This window comes from Nitratidesulfovibrio oxamicus (genome assembly GCF_015731765.1).
Classification (GTDB): Bacteria; Desulfobacterota; Desulfovibrionia; order Desulfovibrionales; family Desulfovibrionaceae; genus Cupidesulfovibrio; species Cupidesulfovibrio oxamicus.
On sequence record NZ_VRYY01000194.1, the window covers coordinates 1 to 4,672 of the forward strand.

General features: G+C 69.0%; 6 protein-coding genes. 2 read left to right on the forward strand and 4 right to left on the reverse strand.

Annotated elements, in window-relative coordinates:
* Positions 1–290: SMR family transporter (locus tag FVW20_RS07905; protein ID WP_196608984.1), on the forward strand; the 290-nt coding region annotated here is incomplete at its 5' end.
* Between the two features lie 289 nt (positions 291–579).
* Here the strand turns inward: FVW20_RS07905 and FVW20_RS07910 are convergent.
* The 3 genes from FVW20_RS07910 to FVW20_RS07920 all read right to left on the reverse strand — a co-directional run bounded on the left by FVW20_RS07910 (position 580) and on the right by FVW20_RS07920 (position 3,416).
* On the reverse strand, positions 580–1,302 hold the full coding sequence (locus FVW20_RS07910) for an ABC transporter ATP-binding protein (RefSeq protein WP_196608985.1): 723 nt from the start codon (positions 1,300–1,302) through the stop codon (positions 580–582).
* 112 nt (positions 1,303–1,414) lie between these two features.
* Positions 1,415–2,608: an ABC transporter permease gene (locus FVW20_RS07915; protein WP_196608986.1), complete on the reverse strand. Its 1,194-nt coding sequence runs from the start codon at positions 2,606–2,608 to the stop codon at positions 1,415–1,417.
* A 346-nt stretch (positions 2,609–2,954) separates the two neighbouring features.
* Positions 2,955–3,416 (reverse strand): DUF2318 domain-containing protein, encoded by a 462-nt coding sequence (locus tag FVW20_RS07920; RefSeq protein WP_196608987.1) that lies wholly within the window; start codon positions 3,414–3,416, stop codon positions 2,955–2,957.
* A gap of 227 nt (positions 3,417–3,643) precedes the next feature.
* Here FVW20_RS07920 and ybaK point away from each other — a divergent pair, with 227 nt between their 5' ends.
* Positions 3,644–4,108, forward strand: a complete 465-nt coding sequence (ybaK, locus tag FVW20_RS07925; RefSeq protein WP_196608988.1) for a Cys-tRNA(Pro) deacylase — start codon at positions 3,644–3,646, stop codon at positions 4,106–4,108.
* A gap of 106 nt (positions 4,109–4,214) precedes the next feature.
* Here ybaK and FVW20_RS07930 read toward each other — a convergent pair.
* Positions 4,215–4,672 (reverse strand): HAD-IC family P-type ATPase (locus FVW20_RS07930; RefSeq protein WP_196608989.1); only part of this gene is annotated, 458 nt, incomplete at its 5' end.

Below are 4,672 nucleotides of genomic sequence, written 5' to 3' on the forward strand. Positions count from 1 at the left end.
TGGCCGCCGCCCTGGACGTGGGGGCCAACCTGCTGCTGGCCCGCTCGCACGGGTTCACCCGGCGCGGCCCGGCGCTGGGGGCGCTGGCGCTGGTGGGTCTGGCATTCACCTGCCTGGCCTACGCCACGCGGGGCATGGATCTGTCCGTGGCCTACGCCATGTGGGGCGGTTTCGGCATCCTGGGCACCTCGCTGGGCGGCTGGGCCATGCTGGGCCAGCGGCCCACCGCCGTAGCGTGGCTGGGCATGGCCCTGCTGGTCGCGGGCATCACCGCGCTGCATCTGGTCTGAACGGTTTCGCGCCGGGGTCGCACCCGGCCTGAAATCGTGCGCGATGCGCCCGCCACCCCGGTGGCGGAAACCGCATGGCCTTGCGCTACGGTCGGCGTCACGGGGGAACAGCGCAACGGCGGGTGCGCACAACACGAAGGGGGCGGAAACGCCCCCCTTCGCATGCGCGGCACGGCAAAGACCGCAAGCCCGCCACAATCATCCGTCGCTGACGGCTGCGCCGCCGCAGCCCGCCGGATCGGGCTGCCCGCCAGTCCAGACCGTCAGGTCAAGCTGTCAGGCCAAGCTGTCAGGCCAGGCCGTCCACCATCAGGCCGTCACGCATGATCAGGGTGCGGTGGGCGCGGCGGGCATAGTCCGGGTTGTGGGTGACCATCACCGTGGTCAGGCCGTCGCGGCCAAGTTCGGCCAGCAGTTCCATGATGGCCTCGCCCGTGGCGGTATCCAGGCTGCCGGTGGGTTCGTCGGCAAACAGCACGCGGGCGTCGCGCACCAGTGCGCGGGCAATGGCCACGCGCTGCTGCTCCCCGCCGGAAAGCGCGCCCGGCAGCGACCCGGCCTTGCCGGAAAGCCCCACCCGGTCCAGCACGCTGCGGCCCTTTTCGGCCATGGCGGCAGGCACCGGCGCAAGACCGTTCATGAACGGCAGCAGCACGTTTTCCAGCGCGGTCAGGTAGGGCATCAGGTGGTGGGCCTGAAAGATCACGGCAAAGTCACTGTGGCGCAGGCGGTTGCGCCGGGCCTCGGACACGCGGGTGATGTCCTGCCCGTCGAACAGCACCGTGCCCGAATCGGGCAGGGTCAGCGAGGCCAGCACATTGAGCAGCGTGGACTTGCCCGAACCGGAACGGCCCGCCACGGCCACGAATTCGCCGGGGGCCACGCGCAGCGAAACGCCGCGCAGCACGGGCGCGGGCACGCCGCCATCGGTGGCCGGATAGCTCTTGCAAAGGTCGCGCGCCTCGATGATGGCCCGGGCGCTGCCGGTGTGGGCGGTGTGGTCTGTGGTCATGTGGTGCCTTTCTTCAACGGGCCGAACCTTGCGGGGCTGGAAATGGGGGAAAGGTCTCTGCGGTCGTGGCCTGCCACCGCGATGAGGATTTGGGGACCATGGCCGCAGTTGGCTACAGGGAAACCAGCGCGGCGGCAGGCTCCACGCGCGACGCCTTCCACGCCGGGAAGGCCGCAGCCAGCACGGACACGGCGGCAATGCCGCCTGTCGTCAGGGCCAGGGCCGCAAGGCTGAACGGGGGCGGGGCCACGTCGGCCATGTGCAGCAGCGCCAGCACCCTCAGGGCCAGCCCGTGGCCGGACAGGTACCCCGCGAGTCCGGCGGCCACGCCCACCAGCAGCGCCTCGGACGCGAACACGGTGAACACGCCGGAGCGCGAAAAGCCCACCGACCGCAGGATGCCGATCTCGCGCCGCCGCTCGTTGACGGCGGACAGCATGGACATGACCACCATGGCGCAGGCCGTCAGCAGGATGACCAGGCTGACCACCAGCGCCAGCTGCTGGGCAAAGTGCACGGAGTACATGCGCTGCTCCACCACGTGGCGCAGGGCCTTGATGTCCTGCCCCGGCAGTGCGGCGCGCAGCTGGGCCACGATGTCGTCGATGGGGCAGCCCGCGCACAGGGCCGCCACTTCCACGAAGCTGGCCTTGTCCGGCAGGTTGAAGGCCCGTTGCACGAAGCCGATGTCCGCCAGCAGCACGTTGTCGTCGTCGCTGCCGGTGGCCCCGATGACCCCGGTGACGGTCACCGCGTGGCCGTTGACGTCCACCACGCTGCCCGGCGCAAGGCCCAGCCGCGCGGCCACGGCGTGGCCCGCCAGCGTGCCTTCCGGAGTCTTGGGAGTGGCGCCGTCGATGGCCCAGTAGCCCTTCAGCGAAAGTTCCTCCGGCCAGTCAACGCCAACAACCGCAACCGGCAACGGCGCCACGGGCGTGGCCGCCCCTGCGGGCGAGCCGATGCGGGCCATGGTCACCAGCTTGGGGGCCACGCCGGCGATGTTGGCGCTGAATTCGATGGACCGGATGCGCCGGACCGTCTCGGCATGGGCCAGATGCCCCTCGTCCAGCAGCAGGTCGCCCAGGGGCAGGCCGCCGTAGCTGACGGTCAGCGTCTCCCGCGCGGGGGAAACCATGATGTTGGCGCCAAAACTGGTCAGCTTGCGCTCCAGGCTTTCGCCCACCACGGCGGACACCTCGCGCAGGGCAACGATGGAGGCCACCCCCAGGGTGAAGATGCAGAACAGCGAGAGGGTGCGCAGCCACTTCTTGCGGGCGCAGCGCAACGGAATGGTCAGGATGTTCATGGTGTGCTCGCGGGCGGGGTTGCTCGCTCCCGCTCCAAGACTATCCCCAAATGAGGATTTTCGATCGTTGGCAAGGAAAAAGAGTCCCGCGTTGAGGGAGTGCGGCAGCCGTTATGCGAGTCTTCGAGCATTACGGATGGCGACCGCAGAGCGCCCTAGCCGTTACGTGAGCGAAGCGAACTTTTACGGATGAGGACCGCAACGCGTACTCATGCCGTATTCGACCGAGTGGCGGGCGAAGTTTGACCTCGTTGCGCACGATGTCCGTGGGGCTCGCAAGCTCGCCCAACGGCCACGCTCCGCGCCCTTCGGGTCGGTCAGCCAACGGGCGAAGGACCATTTGGGCTTACTTCGCGGTGGCGAAGTACCTGGCCCCGGCCTTCAATTCCGCCACGCGCAGCAGCAGGTCGCCGCCGTCCATGGTGCGTTCCAGCGGGTGCGGGTTGCAGCCGCCGCGCACCTCGTTGATGCGCGCGGTATTGAAGACCATGCCGCAGTTCTCGCACACCATGTTGGGGCCTTCCTGACGGTAGCCCTTGCCCTCGCGCCAGCACACGTCGCAGGCGTCCAGCGCGGCGCGGGGGGTGCCGTCCGGCCCCTTCACCACAAAGAAGCGGATTTCGGTGCCGCCATCCTTGATGGCGTAGAACTTCGCCGTGGGGGTGATGTCGGCGGCCTTGATGCGGATGGTCTCGCCTTGCGGCTGCACGGTTTCGTACTTGCCGCCGAACCCGAAAAAGGCGTGGGCGGCGGTGGAAAGGGCCAGCACCATGAGGGAGGCCGGAAGGATCAGACGGAAAAGCTTCATGCACTGCTCCTGAAAAAAAGGGACGTACCGCATCACATAGGCATGCCCGCCAAGGCGAGCAACCGCTGACCGGGGGAAAGCCGCCGCAGGGCTGGCGCGGGTTATTGCGCCCCGGGTGCAACGGGGGTAAGCGCGGTATCGTAACCTGTCCGGTCCGCTGGAGCCGCCATGCCCGCCCACGCGGTCCGAATCGTCCGCTCCGAAGGCCTGTCCCCAAGGGAGGAAGCATGACCCCGGCCATCGACCGCGCCAAGAAGGCCAAGATCGCCTACACCATTCACGAATACACCCACGACCCGGCGGCGGAATCCTATGGCCGCGAGGCGGCGGACAAGCTGGGCGTGGACCCGGCCCGGGTGTTCAAGACCCTGGTGGTGGCCGCAGGCGACGGCCTGGTGGTGGCCGTGGTGCCCGTGCTGCACCAGCTGGACCTGAAGCAGCTGGCCCGCGTGGTGGGCGCCAAGAAGGCCGCCATGGCCGACGTGGCCGTGGCCGAGCGCGTGACCGGCTACGTGGTGGGCGGCGTAAGCCCGCTGGGCCAGAAAAAGCGCCTGCCCACGGTCATCGACGCTTCCGCGCAGGAATATCCCACCATCTACGTCAGCGCGGGCCGCCGTGGCGTGGAAATAGAACTCTCCCCGTCCGATCTGGCAGCCCTTACCGGTGCCGCCTTCGCCGCCGTGACGGCCTGACCGCCCTTCCCTGCATCCTGCCCGCAACAAAAACGCAACGCGGGGCGACCGTCCGCCCCGCGTTTTGATTTGCCATCCTGCCCGGCCATTGCCGGGCGGCACCTTCCTACGCCTTGGGCCGCAGCAGGCGCAGGCCGTTCATGATCACCAGGAACGAGCCGCCGATGTCGGCCACGATGGCCATCCACAGGCTGGCCACCTGAAACACGGCAAGGCCCAGGAACAGCGCCTTCAGCCCAAGGGCAAAGCCGATATTCTGGCGGATGACGCCCAGGGTGCGGCGCGAATGCCGCACCAGCCACGGCAACTTGCCGAGGTCGTCGGACATCAGGGTGATGTCGGCGGTTTCGATGGCCGCATCGCTGCCGATGCCGCCCATGGCGATGCCAAGGTGCGCGGTGGCCAGCGCGGGCGCGTCGTTGACGCCGTCGCCCACCATGGCCACCCGTTCGCCTTCGGCCACCAGCGCGGCCACTGCGGCGGTCTTGTCGGCGGGCAGAAGGTCGGCCCGGATGTCGGTTACCCCGCAGGCGGCGGCCACGCGGGCGGCGGTGGCGAGATCGG